Here is a 15,726-nt window from a genome sequence, read left to right on the forward strand (position 1 = left end):
CAGTAAAGATGATATGGAATGCTCTTGCGAATAAAGTTTTGAGTGGGGAAGAGATTACGAACGAAGAAGCACTTGATATTTTGAATTGTCCAGATGAGGATTTGCTCTTGCTTCTGCATGGGGCTTATCAAATCAGAAAGCATTATTATGGTAATCTAGTGAAACTCAATATGATTATTAATACAAAGTCAGGCGCATGCCCAGAGAACTGTGGATATTGCTCGCAATCTATTGTTTCAACTGCACCTATTGAGACTTATCGAATGATGGATAAAGATGAGATGGTTAGAGGGGCTGAATCAGCTTATAATTTGAACGTTGGAACATATTGCATCGTTGCGAGTGGTCGCGGACCCTCTAATCGAGAAGTAGATAAAGTGGTTGAAGCTGTCAAAGAAATCAAAGATACATATGGCTTAAAAGTATGTGCTTGTCTAGGAATCTTAAAACCTGAACAAGCAGAGCGTCTAAAAGAAGCGGGTGTCGATCGATACAATCATAACTTAAACACTTCAGCTCGGAATCATAAAAATATTACAACGTCTCATACATATGATGATCGAGTGAATACGGTAAACATTGTTAAGGAAAGCGGAATCTCTCCCTGCTCAGGAGTTATCGTTGGTATGCGAGAGACGAAACAAGATGTTATTGATATGGCAAGAAGTCTTAACGTACTAGACGCAGATTCTATTCCAGTGAATTTCTTGCATGCGATCGATGGAACACCGCTAGAAGGGACAGACGAGTTAGATCCACGCTACTGTTTAAAGGTACTTGCATTATTTCGTTATATCAACCCTACAAAGGAGATTCGCATTTCAGGGGGACGTGAGGTGAACTTGAGAAGTCTACAGCCACTCGGTTTATACGCCGCGAACTCCATATTCGTAGGTGACTATCTGACGACGAGAGGGCAAGAGTCAACAGCAGACCATAAGATGTTAGAAGATATGGGCTTTCTGATTGATCGAACTTCAGTTATAGCGCGATAGTTTTTGTTAAAGATTGAAAAGCCACTCGAAGCTTTGTACAATAGGGAGTATTCTATTGTATATAGTGGGAGTGGTTTTTTTGGAAAAATGGCAAAATTGGATGGGGAAAATAAACTGGGCTGAGATTATGCTAGCAGCTGGTTTATGGGCGGCGAAATTCTTATTGATCATCGTCATGTTCTTGGTTATCCGTTCAATCGGTAGACGTGTGATCAACCGAATGTTTGATAAAGCAGCAACACATAGAAAGATGTCTTCAGGAAGAATCATTACGTTGCAAAAGCTTGTGGTCAACCTATTTTCATACGTATTAATCTTTGTTTTTGCTGGTATCTTATTCAAGCAGTTCGGACTTGAAATTGGTACTCTTATTGCAGGGGCTGGAGTAGTCGGATTAGCTATAGGTTTTGGAGCACAGGGACTCGTAAGTGATGTTGTTACCGGATTCTTCATCCTCCTTGAAAAACAGATGGAGGTCGGAGATTACGTAACGATTGGCGGTGTTGATGGAATTGTAGAAGAAGTGGGTTTAAGAACGACTCACATTCGTGCATTTGATGGTACATTAAATTATATGCCGAACCGTGAGATCAGTACGATCGCAAACCATACACGCGGTAATATGCGAGCACTCGTTGATATTGGAATCGCATACGAAGAAAATATAGATAAGGCTCTTGTTGTATTACAAGATGCTTGCGACAAAGTAAAAGAAAAGAACCCTAGCATTATCGAAGGACCGAACGTGTTAGGTGTTCAGATGTTAGGATCCTCCGACGTTGTCATCCGTATTATTTCTAAGACGATAAACGGAGAACAGTGGGCAGTCGAGAGAGAGTTGCGCAAAGCTTTGAAAGAAGCTTTAGACGCAAACGGCATCGAAATTCCGTATCCTCATCAAGTAAATGTAGAAAAAGGAGCATAAGAAAAGCCGGGGTAACGTTCCCCGGCTTTTTTTAATTCTTTTCGATATTCTGTTTTGATAAATATTCGGTCACACTCTTCAGTTTATTCTTATGAGCCATAATATAAAGTATATCGTGAGCGTGAATCTCGGTTCTTCCTGTTGGTGTGATCAATTCGTCACCACGGATCATAGCACTAACGGCAGATTCTTTTGGTAATGAAATTTCTTCAAGTGTCTGTCCAATGATTTTTGCATGTTCTGGTACAAAGAACTCTACGATCTCTGCGTTCGCTTTACCCATTGAAACAAGTTCCAATACATGTGGAGAAGTAGGTTTTTCTTTTTCAGTTAATTTTAATTTCTGTGCTACCCAAGGAATAGTAGATCCTTGGATGAGAGCCGAAGTAAGAACAACGAAGAATACAAGATTAAAGAGTAATTGGCTGTTCTCTACACCTTCAATGAGTGGGAACGTCGCTAGAACAATAGGAACAGCGCCACGAAGTCCAGACCATGAGATAAATAATTTTTCATTTATTGAAAAAGCAGAAGTAGGCATACTTAGAAAAACACCTATTGGACGTGCGATAACAATAAGTACGAAAGAGATCATTAAGCCTTTTAGCATGATATCAACATGAAACAGCTCACTTGGAAAAACAAGAAGACCTAATATGGCAAACATTAAAATTTGCATCATCCATGCGAAACCCTCATTAAATCGTACAATTGAGTTTCTGTATGTAAGGTGGCTGTTACCCATAAACACAGCTGCAACATATACAGCGAGTAATCCGCTTGCACCTGCGAGCATCGTAATGGCATATGTCAGTATAGCAAATGAGAGAGCGAAAACTGGATAGAGTCCACTAGATTCAAGTCGTATACGGTTGATGGCATAAACCGCAAGTTTACCAAAGAGATACCCAAATACAGCTCCCATTCCCATCTGCCAAAAGAATGAAAGAATGAGTCCAAGGATTGAAGTGGAATCTTTTGTGAGCAGTTCTATAAAGGTAATCGTTAAAAATACTGCCATAGGATCATTGGAACCAGATTCTGCTTCAAGCGTTGAAGAAAGCTTTTCTTTCACATTTTTTCCGGCTAATACAGAGAAAACCGCTGCAGCATCTGTTGAACCAACGATTGATCCGAATAGAAAAGCTTCAAGCCAATTAACATCTAATAACAACTTAACAGATACAGCTACAACAGCAGTTGTAAGGAATACGCCAAAAGTTGCGAGTGAAAGTGATGTGGTCAAGATAGGTTTTACGCTTCCCCATTTTGTCTGTAGCCCACCTTCAAATAGAATAATAATCAGAGCAATTACTCCAACAAGCTGACTTAAGTGTGGATCATCAAAATAAATAAAATTAAGCCCGTCACTTCCAACAAGCATCCCTAATCCAATAAATAGAACAAGAGCGGGTACTCCAAAACGAGAAGAAAATTTTGTAGTCACCACACCTAGCAGCAGTAAGATTGCAAGTAATAAAATAAAATAATCTACGTTAAGACCACCTTCGAACATAACAACTCTCCTTTATTTTTTACAATTATGTAGCCCTCCAGTATTCAACAAATCGTTTTACAGTAACAACGACAATTATTGTCTTGTAACAATTGACATTTTAACCAAAAGCGGGTAATCTTGACGGAAGATAATGGTCGTAAAATTACATCACCTTCGTCATTTTTTTACATAAACTATTAATGGAAGTTTTTTCTCCATCATTTCAGGGTAAGTAAAATGTTGAAGAGATTTACAGGAGGGATTGAACGTGTCAGCGGACCATCAAAAAAGAGAAAATTTAATTGCTGATCTATTGTTACATAATATTTATAAGACAGCAGATGGACGTCATTTATACGAGCTTTCTTTGCAGGATCTTGAACAACAATTAAAGGATTTACTATCCCCGCCTGCAGAAGAAAAAGCCACTTAAAATAAGTTGAGTGATAAATGGTAACTAAAACTGGCTCCTATGCCAGTTTTTTATTTTTTTCAAGCTTCAGTTATTTTAAAACTAACATAAATAAAAGAAGACTTCACTCAGGAAGTCTTCTTTTATTTCAATTATTTATCTGTAGAAACATCTTCTTCCCATGCCTCTGTGTTTTTTAGTCCGATGCTAGACGGACGGAAAATAGGATCTTTTCCTTCTTTCTTTTGCTTCATATAGTCACCAAGTGCATTAAAGGCAATTTTTCCAAGCAGTGAAATAGCAATTAAGTTGATGATCGCCATAAGTCCCATGAACATGTCAGCTAAACTCCAAACAAAATCAAGTGATGCTATTGCACCGTAACCAACCATAGCTACAACAGCTATTCGGTAGATGAACAACCAAGCTTTGTTCGTACTGATAAACTCGATGTTAGACTCACCGTAATAATAGTTCCCAACTACGGAACTGAATGCAAACAACATAACGATTATCGCTAGGAAAGGGCCACCCCAAGATCCAAGTAATGTGTTTAAAGCTTCTTGCGTTAAAATAATGCCATCCGCTTCCTTAGAATCATACATCCCGGACAATAGAATGATAAAGGCAGTAGAAGAACAGATCAATAGCGTATCAACAAAAACACCTAGGGATTGGATTAAGCCTTGCTTGACAGGGTGGCTGACATCAGCTGTAGCTGCTGCGTTCGGTGCACTACCCATACCCGCTTCGTTTGAGAACAGACCACGTTTGATACCGTTCATCATCGCTGCACCTAGTGCTCCGCCAGCTACTTCCTCTACACCGAAAGCACCTTCGAAGATCATGCTAAAAACAGCAGGAAGTTCTGTAATATTTGTGATCATCAAAAACAGAGCTACGAGTATATAAAGACCTGCCATGATTGGAACGATGATCTCAGATACTTTCGCAATACGTTTGATGCCACCAAAAATGATAATTGCTGTTACAACGGCTAAGAAAATACTTACATAAACAGGTTTTATATCAAAAGATTGTCCAAACGCACTTGCTATCGTATTCGATTGAACAGAATTAAAGGCAAGTCCGAATGTGATAGAAATTAAAATGGCAAAAATAACACCCATCCAGCGAGCATTCAATGCTTTTTCCATGTAATAAGCGGGTCCACCGCGGAATGCAACGCCATCTCTAACTTTGTAGATCTGAGCTAACGTACTTTCTACGAATGCAGACGCAGATCCGATTAATGCGATCAGCCACATCCAAAACACTGCACCGGGTCCACCTGCCGTAATGGCGAGAGCCACCCCAGCTAAGTTACCAGTACCTACGCGTGAAGCTGTACTGATACAAAAAGCCTGGAACGAAGAAACGCCTTTTTTATCAGCTCTTGCACCTTCACCTAAAAGGCGGATCATCTCTCCTAACATACGGAACTGAACAAATTTTGTTCTCACCGTAAAATAAAGTCCTAACCCAATTAGCATGACAATTAGGATATAAGACCATAAATATGTGTTAACACTTCCAATTAAATTGTTAATCCAATCCATACATACACCTCATTTATTCTTTTGTCTATCTCAGCTGTACACCATTTTTTAATGTAACAAAACCTAACATAATTATCAATTATAATTTTTTCCACTCTCTTTTGGCATGTAAGGTTAGCTGATAAACATTGATGAGCTCCGTTTATTTCTTCCAAATAAATATTCCCTGAAGTATGTAGGAACAAACGGTATAAATGGAAAAAGATTTCAAGAGTCCAGTATTTTCACCAACCTAAATTTCGTGAATATACTAGATAAAATTGATTGTATTAATCGGAATTAAAGTAGGTGTTAAGGGTGGAAGGCGGAACCCCTTTATTTATACAAAAGTTTTTTCAATCACCAAAACAAGTAGGGAGTCTGTTTCCAAGCTCTCTTAGCTTAGCTAAGAAAATGACGGCTCCTCTATGCTGGGATCATATAGATATCGCTGCTGAATTAGGAGCCGGCACTGGTGTAATAACCAAAGAAATAATACGCAATCTAAAGCCAGGCTCAGAGCTTTATATATTCGAAAAAGATGAAGAGATGAGAAAAAAACTCAAACTAGAGTTTTTTAGAAATACCGTATGTGAAGATGCTCGTCATATCTTAAGTAGTACCGGAAAAGATCAGGAAACACTCGATGCGATTTTCTCAGGTCTGCCTTTTGCAAATTTCACACGCGAATTACAAAACGAGATTGTCGAGGAAGTATACAGGTCGCTACGGCCCGGGGGAATATTAGTAGCATTTCAATATTCTACTCAGATGAAAAGAACATTTCAGAGCATCTTTCGTACCGTTGAAATATCATTTGTGGCGAAAAATTTCCCTCCAGCTTTTGTATATATATGTGAAAAATAAATGAAAGACAAAAAATGATCAGCACGGTTAAGTGCAGATCATTTTTTTGTTTAGCGATAAGAATGGTCCAAATGATCAGAGATTAAATGCTTATGAACCATCGCCTCCATACATGTTATCAGGATAGCAATAAGAAACGAGCCCCACAAAGTGATACTTACACCAGGTAAAGCAAGTCCCAATAGGTAGACAAGTACAAAACTTGAAGCAAAATCGACCGTAAGCTGCTTGCTGTATGAAATGCGAGGAACCATAATATATTCTAGCAATACACCTAGAGGAGCTAATATGACCGTGATCCAAATATAAGGTTGGACAAATTCAAAATCTACACTTTTAAATATAAAGTTAGCTAATATAAGTGCGAGTGGAATACCTAAAATTTTTATCATCAAACTTTGCATGCTCATTTACTCCTTGTCCTAATTAAATTGATAGGGAATCTTATGTTTTTCGAACGCTCTTTTCTAAAAGATTGTTGCTTTGAACTCCTTGTCACCTTTGAAAATTGATTGGAGTGGAAGGTGTGAGACTCCTACGGGACAGGCGGACAGCTGAGACACTTAAGAGTGAAACGTACGAATGTGGCTCAGCGTCTGCCCCGTGGAAAGCGAGCAGCCTGGAACGGAAATCAACACTTCCTAAAGCAACAAAGCTTACGAAAACAGCCTATTCGAATGATGCTAAATCCATCGTAAAAGACCTATAGTTGCAATCTTTAACAGAATGAACGTTACAGCCATGTTTTATACCTTGTTTAAAAACTTCTTCACTGAAGTGTCATAAAACATGAAGGGAGTGGGTATTACTTCTGTAAGAAAGTAATTTACAAGGAGGCTAGAAAGGTGGAGTATTCACTATATAAAAAGGACGGAAAGTTTCCATGTGATGTTACAGTTGATTATGACAATATGGTCTTTACAGTACGGGATAGTGATACGACAGGTGAAGTCTTCAACAGTGCTAGTGAAGTTGCTCAGTGGATTAAACAGCATTGGTCTGTTGAACAGTTTCAAAGACCAGATGACTATTACGATTTAATGAAGCACCTTGAAAGTTCATTAGAGGACGAAACATAATAAGTACAATCGGTATGGCCAAGTTTAAATACTTGGTCTTTTCTTATAGAATCATATGGAAAAACATGTAATAATGGTTGAAACAAAGAATTGGAGATGCCGTTATGAATACTGGAGATTTCGAGATATTGATGACACAGCTTTTTGGAAAGTGGATCAAGGAATTTGAAGATGAGGGTGAATACGGCTTTACGCATAAGGTTGAGAAAGAGATTAAAGTAATCGCTTATGCGACAAATTTAACCCCAGAGACTGTGGAGAAAGCGCATAACAGCGGAGCAGATCTATTGATCACTCATCACGATGCTTGGGATTTTGTTTACGGAATGAAAGAAGTGTGTGTGGATGCGTTAAAGAAACATCATATATCGCATTACTTCACTCATTATCCACTTGATTTTGTGGAATTTGGGACGAGTACAGCTTTATTCGAACGGATAGATATTGATGAGATTACGAGTTTATCCTCATTTAAGGATAATCAAGAGTTGCCAGGCATCGGCATTTTTCATGAGCCACTTACTTTTTTGGAACTAAAAGAACGACTTGAACATGTAATGGAAGAACCAGTAAAAGCATGGAAAAATCACGATCGTCGGATTAACAAAGTAGGTATCCTTACTGGTGCAGGAAATAATACAGCACTCATTGAGTATGCGAAGAAACAGAACTGCGATGCATTTATTACGGGAGAACGAACGTTATATTCTGTTCAGTATGCAAATTTTGCAGGCATTTCCTTATATGTTGGAAGTCACACATATACTGAAATCTTCGGTGTAGAGAACTTAGTTTTTCGAATTCAGAAACATTATCCAAATGTAAAAGTGGTTAGGATAAACGAAGAACATATAGAATCATGTTAAATGTTAAAAACCTTCTATTCTAAGGAGGTTTTTTTCTTTATGAAAAGCAGAGATTAATAAAGGAGTAACTTTGAGCATATATTTTTAATGTTACATAACCGTTTGATATAATAGTATTAAGTAACATCATATAAGGTGGATATTCAGATGGAATATGTTGAAGCTTTAAGAGATATTAAAGAGATCAATGCGATTAAACGTTATTTAAAGAAAAACTCGGTGAGAGATTATGTTTTATTTGTTTTAGGAATCAACACGGGTTTAAAAATTACTGAATTACTTTGCATACAAGTAAAAGATTTAATATCAGAAGATTTAGTCGTTCATGATTTTTATTCTATCCCTAATAAAGAGGGGAATAAAGAGGTATTCTTAAACGAAACGGTTAAGAAGATCATTATTCAGTATGTTGAATGTGCAGATCTAAAGCGAGAGGATTTTTTATTTTTATCTAAAAAAACAAAGTTGCCGATTACTCGACAGCAAGCTTATCGAGTCATTCATCAAGCTGCAGAACATGCAGGGATCAAAGGTAAAATTGGCACGAACTCGCTGCGTAAAACATTCGGCTACCATGCCTATAAAAGAGGAGTAGCCATATCTCTATTGCAAAGGCATTTCAACCATTCAAGTCCTTCTGAAACACTTAAATATCTTGGGATCTCTAGGGAAGATCCCATTAAAACGCAGATTGACGTAAGATTATAAGGGAAAGTGTGGAGGTACTTATGACAGAAGAAGCGATAACAAATGCACAGGCCATGGACCAGATAAAGAAACAACACAAGAAGTTAACGAAAGGAAAACTTGCTACAAGAGCGATCCTCATAACGTTCGGAGCCATACTGATGGCAGTTGGGCTAGAAATATTCTTAGTACCAAACAATGTTATTGATGGTGGCATAGCCGGTATCTCGATCATGCTATCTCACATCACAGGATTAAAATTAGGACTCTTTCTATTCATATTAAACTTACCGTTTATTTTTGTTGGTTATAAGCAGATCGGAAAAACATTTGCGATCTCAACATTATATGGAATCATCGTTCTTTCAATCGCAACTACATTATTGCATCCTGTTCCACCATTTACAGACGATTTATTATTAGCGACTGTTTTTGGAGGTATATTTATCGGTGTCGGGATTGGAATGGTAATCCGAAGTGGTGGATCATTAGATGGTACAGAAATCTTAGCTATACTCTCAAATAACAAACTGCCTTTTTCTGTTGGTGAAATTATCATGTTCTTTAATATTTTTATTCTTGGAGCAGCAGGTTTTGTTTTCACTTGGGATAGAGCTATGTATTCACTAATCGCTTACTTTATTGCATTCAAGACGATTGACTTAACGATTACAGGTCTCGAAGAATCGAAGTCCGCATGGATCATTAGTGATAATCATAAAGAGATCGGGGACGCCATCCTTCACCGCTTAGGACGTGGAGTTACCTATCTAAAAGGTGAAGGCGCGTATACAGGTGACGAAAAAGGTGTTGTATTCTGTGTGATCACTCGTCTAGAAGAGGCGAAGCTCAAAGATATTGTCGATGAATTTGATACGAGTGCCTTTCTAGCGATTGCTGATATTGCCGAAGTAAAAGGCGGAAGGTTTAAGAAAAAGGGAATTCACTAAAATAGAGGGAGAGTGTAACTTGTTCGGTATATTGAAAATGGCTTTCTCTGCAGTCGTTCTATTGCTTGCTGTATATGGGTTATCTACAGGGAATCATGATTTAACACCATATACTTCTCTTGGAGTTGCATTATTATTACTTGTTATAGGATTTGAAGAGTGGCAAAAAAAGAAAAAATGGATAAGTTATCTCTGCTTTTTTGCATTTGCTGTAAACCTTTATGTTTCTGTACAATCCTTTATCGTTTAATGTTTTAATGTTAAAACGCCTCGTCTTTTTTCGAGGCGTTTTTTCTTTTGGTTATTTTCGTGTCAAAAATGGATGTGAGAGTAAATATCTTTTAGAAAGGAGCGCTTCTTCTTGTTTCTTGATCGATGATTGTTTGCTCAAACAACCATTTCACTCCTTCTTTTAACGTTAAAGCGACATGATCAGGTTGAATACTAGAAGAAGTATGATTTTGATTCCACGAAGCTTTTCCAGAGCCAGTTTGTACTAATATTGCTATGCAGCCAGCAGATTTGGCAGCAAGCATATCTGTCCACCGGTCACCAATTACGACACACTTTGATAGGTCAAGATTATGATCACTTGCCGCCTCCTTCAGCATGCCGATGGCAGGCTTTCTGCAATCACAGCTCTCTGTATGGTGATGCGGACAAAGATAAACATCATCAAATCCAAACGCACTTAATTCACTGATAAAGTCTTCTACGCATGCATCACCACGACTGATTCCAGGCTGATTAGTGAAAGAAAAAACGGAAATTTTATGAAATTTGAGTGTTTGAATCACTTCTTGAGTAAAATGAAAAAGTTTAAAATCCCCTGGATATTCTATCTGGTCTGAACCGCCAATCGTTCCGTCACGATCTAAAAAAACAGCTTGAAAAGCTCCATTCATCTATATCAGCTCCTGATTAAATTTGATTGTTGCATTCGGACATCGTTTACTAAGTTCTTGTAAAAACTCATCCCTATTCTTAGGGGAGATAAGAGCCATTCCAAACTGATACGTAATATTGATACGTTTTAAGGATAGAGCTGGGCTGGAAATTGGATTCAATGTTTTATGGGCAGATGAAATTTCACGATATGGGATTCTTTTGTTGATCGGACCACATCTAATGATCAGTTCTTTTTCTTCTAAAACGTAGTAGGTTGTAAACCAAAGCCAACTGATAAACGAGATCAAGGAAAGATTAATAATGATTGTAATCATTATTCCTAACAGATCTGCTTTTTCTGAAAGTAAGGCGTATGTACTGATATAAGCGCCATAAACGATGGCGCCAAATAGAATCAATCCAAGCCACCAATCTTTTTTTGAGGGGTATTTCATTTTGTGACAACTCCTTTAAAAAGAATAATAGATATGGGAACTTGTATGCTTTTAGGTAGATAATAATTAATCAAAAAAGGAAGTAGGTTAGGGAACAAAGTAACGATTAGTACAGAATAACCTATCAATCGAAGGAGCGAGGAAAATACATCCTTTTTATTCCATTATAATGGAAGTAGAGTTGAATCTGGAGACTTATTGTTTTTAGGAAGTTAAATTTCTCGTATTTTATTTGTTATGGAACTTTTTACATATTCAGTCGTATTGATTAATAGGGTAAAGAAGTAAATGTTAAAAAAGGGGATAGTTTATGAACATCTTGTTATTTTCCATCATTGTGGGTCTAGCCGCAGCATTAGTGATCTTTCCGATCTCTAGCGGCAAAAAGCCTGTAAAAAAAGAAAAGAAGAACAACCTTACTGGTACTATGATTAGTGTTACTATTTGTACCATTCCTGCAATATTTGTTTTCTATTATATAACGAATCTGGATCGCAATTTTTCGTCAATCTGGATACTTGCGATTATTGTTACAGCCATCGGTGCGTTTTTTGCGAAAGGTAAAGAAAGGTTGATCAAGCTGGCTTTGTTCCTTATTAGCTTGATCATTGGTATCTTTTTTCTGTCTGCTGGATTATTTAACGCTAGTGAAAAGTATCAGTCATCCAAAATGGCAGAAAAGACAGAAATCGAGTCATTTGATGAGAAAGAAACTCCGGCAAGTGTTCCGCCCAAGTTTGCAAGAAATAAAATGAGAAAGTCTTTCGGGCAAGTGCCAAACACAAGCTTTTATGAATTAGGAAATCTACAAATTCAAAAAGTGGACGGAAAATACGTCTATATTGCACCTGTTGAATTCTCTGGACTTTTTAAGTGGTGGAATGGCGATGTGACCCCAGGGTATTTTACATTGAGTGCTACCGATTCTTCGGCCAACCCGAAGTTTATTAAATCAGAAATGACTTATACACCATCTTCTTATTTTAATAAAAACGTTGAACGACATATGCGCTCAAGTTATCCAGAATACATTTTCTATGGCGATCCACAACTAGAGATCGATGATGATGGAAAGCCGTTTTATATTCGCTCCTATGGAGAATTCATATCTGCGCGTAACGGATTTAAAGTAAAAGGTATTGTCGTAACAGATCCTGAAAATGGAAATACAAAAAATTATCACATCAAGGACATTCCATCCTTTATTGATGGCGCCGTATCTCCAGAAACAGTTAGCCTGCAAAACAGTTACTTTGGTAATTATGTGCATGGATTCTGGAACAGTAAATTCGGTAAAAAGGATGTGAAGCTTCCATCTGATGAAGGAACGGAAGCTAATGTAAGCCCAATCTTTGATGAGAATGGTGATATGTTTTACTTTACCGACTTTACAAGCCCGAAAGAGGGAGTCGACTCTATGCTCGGTTATTCATTAACAGATGCAAGAACGGGGAAGGCGACCTATTTTACTGGTAATCTTGAAGAGTCTTATATGGATTCTGAAGGAGCTTTAGAGATCATAGAAAAGAAGTTTATCGAGAAAAAATGGGACGGTGAGATGCCCGTATTGTATAACTTCTATGGAGAAGCAAGCTGGCTGACCCCTGTTCTAGATTCGAATGGATTCCTACAGAACTATTTTATCGTCTCTGCCGCAAACCCAGAAATCTCTGTTTATGCAAATACACCAAATGCTGCAATAAAGCAATACAAAACCGCTTTACAGCGAGGTGGAGGTACAGTTGATGGAACATCGGATGCAGAGGAAAAACAGATAACAGGTGCCGTGCTTCGCGTTTATAAAGAAAAAGTAGGGGATTATACGATTGTATCCTTCTTGCTGGATAACCGTAAGAGCTACATCGTATCTTCAGAAAACAGTCCTCTAGCTATCTATTTAAAAGAACAAGATAAAGTTAACGTTACTTATCAAAATACGGGTGAAGCATTTTTACCTGTAACAGAAATGACAATAGAAGGTTTAGAATAATTGATGATAATAAAAAGGCAGAGCACAATTCATTGTGCTCTGCTCTTTTGTTAAGGTTGTGGAATATATCTTCGTGCTCCTGAGAATTCTACAGCATAAGCAGGTGTTGAGATCGGATCGAGTCTTACTGTAGATGCAGTGTTCGGAGAGTGGATCATCATACCGTTCCCGGCATACATCGCTACATGATGAACGCGTCCTTTTCCTTCATCATAAGCAAAGAACATGAGATCCCCAGGCTGCAGTTGATCTTTATCAACGATCAGCCCTTCCTTAGATTGCGGGCCTGAGTCTCGTGGAATTGTTATGCCGTTTGCTTTATGGATGGTGTGTGTAAACCCAGAACAATCAAATCCAAACCCTGAAGCTCCAGCCCATAAATAAGGAAGACCTAGAAATTTCTTAGCTTCTTCTACGAGTTCTTCGCCTGTTGGAACCGGAATATCACTTTCACTTCTATATACTTTTGCATCTTTCGCATTAAGCCAACGAACTTTTCCTTGAGGTGTTAAAACGGCAATCGTTTTTCCTAGTTTCTTAATAACTGGCAACTTCGTGTTGTAGCTTAATTCAAGGTCTTTTTTATGTCCAAATGGTCCTTTAGAAAGCCAAGCAGTTGGACTTGTAATCAATGCAAATTGTTTTCCTTCAGCTTTTTTAAAGTGCTCAGAGTAAGTTAATTGTGCTAACGGCATCCACCCTGGATATCCAAGCTCATTTCTAGGGGTAGGCTGGCCATAGACCGCAACTTTTACCCAATCACCTTGATGTTCCAAAATATGTACTTTTTGACCATATAGCGCTTGTGTTTCAAGTTCGCCTACTAACCAAAGCTTTTCTTCATACGTCATACTGGTTGTCCAGCTTCTTAAGTCAACGGGGTAAGAAACCGATGGATCATCAACAGGTCTTGCTGCATCTGGTCCTACCCAAAGGGTTGCTGCAGCAACATTCACATACATATCTTTCCCAACAATATCTTTGTTTGTTGCTCCTTTTTCAGCTGAAGCTGTGTTTGAAAATATACCAAGTAACACAGCAAGTGAAAATAATATTTTTACTATTTTTTTCATAGCACCTTCGCTCCTTTTTCTATTTTTCTACATCATTCGTGTTTTTTGTTTGGCATTCCTTTTATACTTGCAAAAGATAAGTCGAATAGCCTTATGTATGTTTTGGATCATCTGTAGCTTATGTACTAGAAATGATAGATTGCAGGTAAAAAGAGGGATGAAAAAAACACCTCCTTTAAGAGGTGTTTAATAGGTCTAGCCTATTAAAAAACGGTTTGCATCCATAAGCTGATTTCCGTAAACAACAAAAGCAGACAAGACTCCTGCTAACAATAGATACATGATCAACACGATCACTTTTGTTTTGGTGTTTGAGACGTAATAGTTTTTAGTTTGTTCAAATTGTTTCTCGATGTTTGCTTTTTCAGATAACAAGCTTTGTTCATACGCTTCAAACAAGCTGCTGTGGCTAAAGTTTGAAAGCTCTGGTATAGTTGCCAACTCTTCAGGATCAGCTTCTTTATACATGTTATGAATATATTCTTTCTGACGTTGATTGCTCTCATATTCTTCTAAGAGTGTTTGTAGGAACCGTTCACGGTTGTTTAAAATTTCTATTTCCACTAATGTACGATGTTTACGAATTTTCTTCTTATCCTGCAGAACAGGGAACGAATACCCGGTTGGCATGTTTCGCTTTAGTCTATCTTTTGCAACACGCACATCTTCTAAATAAGTACCGATGATATAACCAAAGTTCGGCATGTCCTTGTATTCATTCATCTCCTGATTAATCACAGTGGGTTTATCTTGTTCTGATTGAAACAAAGTAAGCGTTTCTTTCAGTTTGTTTTGTTCAAAGTCTTCACGAACTCGTTTCCACCATGTTAGGATACCGAAAATGAAGATTAAGAAAATGATTGGGTCAGGTGATATGAACAAATAAGGCAGAACAAGTAATAAACCAATAAACCAGATCTTAGTAGACAGAACTCCAACAATTCTACCGCCATCGAGTGGTGAGACGGGGAACAAGTTAAATAGGTTGATCATTGCCCCTAAAAAGATGACCAAGCCCCAGAATGGTTCTGCAGTCGTTTCATACAGAAACACAGCTGGCAAGAAAGATAATAACCCGAACAACGGTCCTGCATAAGCGATATAGGCTTCGTCTTTAGCATTTTTAGGCATCTCTTTCATACCGATCGCGGCACCCATAAACGGGATAAATATCGCGGGCGATGTTTTTATTCCTTTTTGTTTAGCAGCGACTAAATGGCCCATCTCATGCACAAAAATTAGATATACGATTGCTACTGCGAATTTCCAGCCATAAAATGCCGCGTATGCACCAAGTGATATAAACATGGAGATGAGTGTTGCGAATTTCCCTAATTTTAGTAGGGTGAACACCCACTTTAATTTACTTAACAGAAACAAACCTATTCCCGCTATGATGGTCCATATACGGGATTGGTTTTGTTTTTCAGCTTTTTGAGCCATGTATGAATCCCCCAACTATAGTTTCTTATTTCTATCTTAAAGGAAATACGTTAAAAGGGG

General features: G+C 37.9%; 17 protein-coding genes and 1 pseudogene. 11 read left to right on the forward strand and 7 right to left on the reverse strand.

The features are described from left to right. Nucleotides 1-8: 8 nt before the first annotated feature. Nucleotides 9-995: a biotin synthase BioB gene (gene bioB / locus IHV10_RS03445; RefSeq protein WP_197127332.1), complete on the forward strand. Its 987-nt coding sequence runs from the start codon at nucleotides 9-11 to the stop codon at nucleotides 993-995. Between the two features lie 100 nt (nucleotides 996-1,095). Then, entirely contained in the window at nucleotides 1,096-1,920 is an 825-nt protein-coding gene (locus tag IHV10_RS03450) for a mechanosensitive ion channel family protein (protein ID WP_197128185.1), read from the forward strand. Between the two features lie 31 nt (nucleotides 1,921-1,951). On the opposite strand, the gene IHV10_RS03455 is transcribed toward IHV10_RS03450, so the two are convergent. Then, nucleotides 1,952-3,436, reverse strand: a complete 1,485-nt coding sequence (locus IHV10_RS03455) for a potassium/proton antiporter (RefSeq protein ID WP_197127333.1) — start codon at nucleotides 3,434-3,436, stop codon at nucleotides 1,952-1,954. A 250-nt stretch (nucleotides 3,437-3,686) separates the two neighbouring features. Here IHV10_RS03455 and IHV10_RS03460 point away from each other — a divergent pair, with 250 nt between their 5' ends. Then, nucleotides 3,687-3,851 (forward strand): Fur-regulated basic protein FbpA, encoded by a 165-nt coding sequence (locus tag IHV10_RS03460; RefSeq protein ID WP_312035158.1) that lies wholly within the window; start codon nucleotides 3,687-3,689, stop codon nucleotides 3,849-3,851. 131 nt (nucleotides 3,852-3,982) lie between these two features. Here IHV10_RS03460 and IHV10_RS03465 read toward each other — a convergent pair whose 3' ends face one another. Further along, the gene (locus tag IHV10_RS03465) at nucleotides 3,983-5,389 is read right to left on the reverse strand and encodes an alanine/glycine:cation symporter family protein (protein ID WP_197127335.1); all 1,407 of its coding nucleotides are present in this window, start codon (nucleotides 5,387-5,389) and stop codon (nucleotides 3,983-3,985) included. A 297-nt stretch (nucleotides 5,390-5,686) separates the two neighbouring features. Here IHV10_RS03465 and IHV10_RS03470 point away from each other — a divergent pair, with 297 nt between their 5' ends. Next, nucleotides 5,687-6,235: a class I SAM-dependent methyltransferase gene (locus tag IHV10_RS03470; protein ID WP_370629639.1), complete on the forward strand. Its 549-nt coding sequence runs from the start codon at nucleotides 5,687-5,689 to the stop codon at nucleotides 6,233-6,235. A gap of 50 nt (nucleotides 6,236-6,285) precedes the next feature. Here IHV10_RS03470 and IHV10_RS03475 read toward each other — a convergent pair whose 3' ends face one another. After that, the gene (locus IHV10_RS03475) at nucleotides 6,286-6,639 is read right to left on the reverse strand and encodes a DUF2512 family protein (protein ID WP_197127336.1); all 354 of its coding nucleotides are present in this window, start codon (nucleotides 6,637-6,639) and stop codon (nucleotides 6,286-6,288) included. Between the two features lie 122 nt (nucleotides 6,640-6,761). Here IHV10_RS03475 and IHV10_RS03480 point away from each other — a divergent pair, with 122 nt between their 5' ends. The 6 genes from IHV10_RS03480 (at nucleotide 6,762) to IHV10_RS03505 (ending at nucleotide 10,067) form a co-directional block, all read left to right on the forward strand. Then, entirely contained in the window at nucleotides 6,762-6,944 is a 183-nt protein-coding gene (locus IHV10_RS03480; protein WP_197127337.1) for a hypothetical protein, read from the forward strand. Nucleotides 6,945-7,080: 136 nt separating this feature from the next. Beyond that, nucleotides 7,081-7,314, forward strand: coding sequence for a hypothetical protein (locus IHV10_RS03485; RefSeq protein ID WP_197127338.1), 234 nt, complete (start codon nucleotides 7,081-7,083; stop codon nucleotides 7,312-7,314). A 104-nt stretch (nucleotides 7,315-7,418) separates the two neighbouring features. Then, complete coding sequence (locus tag IHV10_RS03490; protein WP_197127339.1) at nucleotides 7,419-8,180, forward strand: Nif3-like dinuclear metal center hexameric protein; 762 nt, start codon at nucleotides 7,419-7,421, stop codon at nucleotides 8,178-8,180. A 147-nt stretch (nucleotides 8,181-8,327) separates the two neighbouring features. Then, nucleotides 8,328-8,888: a tyrosine-type recombinase/integrase gene (locus IHV10_RS03495; RefSeq protein WP_197127340.1), complete on the forward strand. Its 561-nt coding sequence runs from the start codon at nucleotides 8,328-8,330 to the stop codon at nucleotides 8,886-8,888. 20 nt (nucleotides 8,889-8,908) lie between these two features. After that, the gene (locus tag IHV10_RS03500; RefSeq protein WP_370568779.1) at nucleotides 8,909-9,817 is read left to right on the forward strand and encodes a YitT family protein; all 909 of its coding nucleotides are present in this window, start codon (nucleotides 8,909-8,911) and stop codon (nucleotides 9,815-9,817) included. A 19-nt stretch (nucleotides 9,818-9,836) separates the two neighbouring features. Next, nucleotides 9,837-10,067: a DUF3953 domain-containing protein gene (locus IHV10_RS03505; protein WP_197127341.1), complete on the forward strand. Its 231-nt coding sequence runs from the start codon at nucleotides 9,837-9,839 to the stop codon at nucleotides 10,065-10,067. 91 nt (nucleotides 10,068-10,158) lie between these two features. On the opposite strand, the gene IHV10_RS03510 is transcribed toward IHV10_RS03505, so the two are convergent. After that, on the reverse strand, nucleotides 10,159-10,722 hold the full coding sequence (locus tag IHV10_RS03510) for an HAD-IIIA family hydrolase (RefSeq protein WP_197127342.1): 564 nt from the start codon (nucleotides 10,720-10,722) through the stop codon (nucleotides 10,159-10,161). Beyond that, the gene (locus tag IHV10_RS03515; protein ID WP_197127343.1) at nucleotides 10,723-11,160 is read right to left on the reverse strand and encodes a PH domain-containing protein; all 438 of its coding nucleotides are present in this window, start codon (nucleotides 11,158-11,160) and stop codon (nucleotides 10,723-10,725) included. It abuts the gene before it with no gap. A 310-nt stretch (nucleotides 11,161-11,470) separates the two neighbouring features. Between IHV10_RS03515 and IHV10_RS03520 the strand changes: the two genes are divergently transcribed. Then, nucleotides 11,471-13,150: a hypothetical protein gene (locus IHV10_RS03520; protein ID WP_197127344.1), complete on the forward strand. Its 1,680-nt coding sequence runs from the start codon at nucleotides 11,471-11,473 to the stop codon at nucleotides 13,148-13,150. A 50-nt stretch (nucleotides 13,151-13,200) separates the two neighbouring features. Here the strand turns inward: IHV10_RS03520 and IHV10_RS03525 are convergent, their stop codons facing one another. Both IHV10_RS03525 and IHV10_RS22715 read right to left on the reverse strand, forming a co-directional pair. Next, nucleotides 13,201-14,223 (reverse strand): NlpC/P60 family protein, encoded by a 1,023-nt coding sequence (locus tag IHV10_RS03525; protein WP_197127345.1) that lies wholly within the window; start codon nucleotides 14,221-14,223, stop codon nucleotides 13,201-13,203. Nucleotides 14,224-15,104: 881 nt separating this feature from the next. Continuing rightward, nucleotides 15,105-15,666: pseudogene (locus IHV10_RS22715) on the reverse strand (site-2 protease family protein); the annotation flags it as partial. Between the last annotated feature and the right edge of the window lie 60 nt (nucleotides 15,667-15,726).

The organism is Fictibacillus sp. 5RED26 (assembly GCF_015903895.1).
Classification (GTDB): domain Bacteria; phylum Bacillota; class Bacilli; order Bacillales; family Fictibacillaceae; genus Fictibacillus; species Fictibacillus phosphorivorans.

Excerpts from the sequence above, each read along its gene's own strand:
- bioB (WP_197127332.1), top strand. The coding sequence starts at position 9 with ATGATATGGAATGCTCTTGCGAATAAAGTTTTGAGTGGGGAAGAGATT.
- IHV10_RS03450 (WP_197128185.1), top strand. The coding sequence starts at position 1,096 with ATGGGGAAAATAAACTGGGCTGAGATTATGCTAGCAGCTGGTTTATGG.
- IHV10_RS03455 (WP_197127333.1), bottom strand. The coding sequence starts at position 3,436 with ATGTTCGAAGGTGGTCTTAACGTAGATTATTTTATTTTATTACTTGCA.
- IHV10_RS03465 (WP_197127335.1), bottom strand. The coding sequence starts at position 5,389 with ATGGATTGGATTAACAATTTAATTGGAAGTGTTAACACATATTTATGG.
- IHV10_RS03475 (WP_197127336.1), bottom strand. The coding sequence starts at position 6,639 with ATGCAAAGTTTGATGATAAAAATTTTAGGTATTCCACTCGCACTTATA.
- IHV10_RS03490 (WP_197127339.1), top strand. The coding sequence starts at position 7,419 with ATGAATACTGGAGATTTCGAGATATTGATGACACAGCTTTTTGGAAAG.
- IHV10_RS03495 (WP_197127340.1), top strand. The coding sequence starts at position 8,328 with ATGGAATATGTTGAAGCTTTAAGAGATATTAAAGAGATCAATGCGATT.
- IHV10_RS03500 (WP_370568779.1), top strand. The coding sequence starts at position 8,909 with ATGACAGAAGAAGCGATAACAAATGCACAGGCCATGGACCAGATAAAG.
- IHV10_RS03510 (WP_197127342.1), bottom strand. The coding sequence starts at position 10,722 with ATGAATGGAGCTTTTCAAGCTGTTTTTTTAGATCGTGACGGAACGATT.
- IHV10_RS03515 (WP_197127343.1), bottom strand. The coding sequence starts at position 11,160 with ATGAAATACCCCTCAAAAAAAGATTGGTGGCTTGGATTGATTCTATTT.
- IHV10_RS03520 (WP_197127344.1), top strand. The coding sequence starts at position 11,471 with ATGAACATCTTGTTATTTTCCATCATTGTGGGTCTAGCCGCAGCATTA.
- IHV10_RS03525 (WP_197127345.1), bottom strand. The coding sequence starts at position 14,223 with ATGAAAAAAATAGTAAAAATATTATTTTCACTTGCTGTGTTACTTGGT.